The 478-nt window shown below is 63.4% G+C and carries 1 protein-coding gene; it reads right to left on the bottom strand.

Features of this window, described 5'->3' with window-relative positions; translation table 11 throughout:
• Window positions 1-478 (bottom strand): SDR family NAD(P)-dependent oxidoreductase (locus KDH83_RS31485; RefSeq protein ID WP_212323080.1); only part of this gene is annotated, 478 nt, incomplete at both ends.

Raw genomic sequence — 478 nt, 5'->3', positions numbered from 1 at the left:
ATTGCCGCGATTTCGTGTACCTCGACGAAACGGCCGCGCGGTATCTTCGACAGCATGTAGTCGATATGCGACTGCTCCATCTGATCGAAGATCCTGGTCCTGGCGGCCGCGGGCGTGATGGCATTGACCGCGATGTTCCTGTCCGCCAGCTCCTTGCCCAGGCTCTTGGTCAGCGCGATGACGGCGGCCTTCGACGCGCTGTAGGCGGCGGCGTTGGGATTGCCCTCCTTGCCGGCGATGGAGGCCACGTTCACGATCCGCCCATAGTTGCCCGCCATCATCTGCGCGGCAACGACCTTGTTCACGTTGAAGGTGCCGTTGAGATTGACGTCGATGACCTTGCGCCACTCGTCTTCGCCATACTCCACCAGCGGCGCGTTCATGCCCGCGATGCCGGCGCTGTTGACCAGGATGGCGATCGGTCCCAGCTGTCGCGCCGTTTGCACAACGGTCCGCTCGACCTCGCGCGGATCGGTGA

The sequence above is a fragment of the Achromobacter sp. Marseille-Q0513 genome (genome assembly GCF_018195695.1).
In the GTDB taxonomy this organism is placed as follows: domain Bacteria; phylum Pseudomonadota; class Gammaproteobacteria; order Burkholderiales; family Burkholderiaceae_B; genus Achromobacter.
This window is presented reverse-complemented; position numbering and strand designations above follow the sequence as displayed.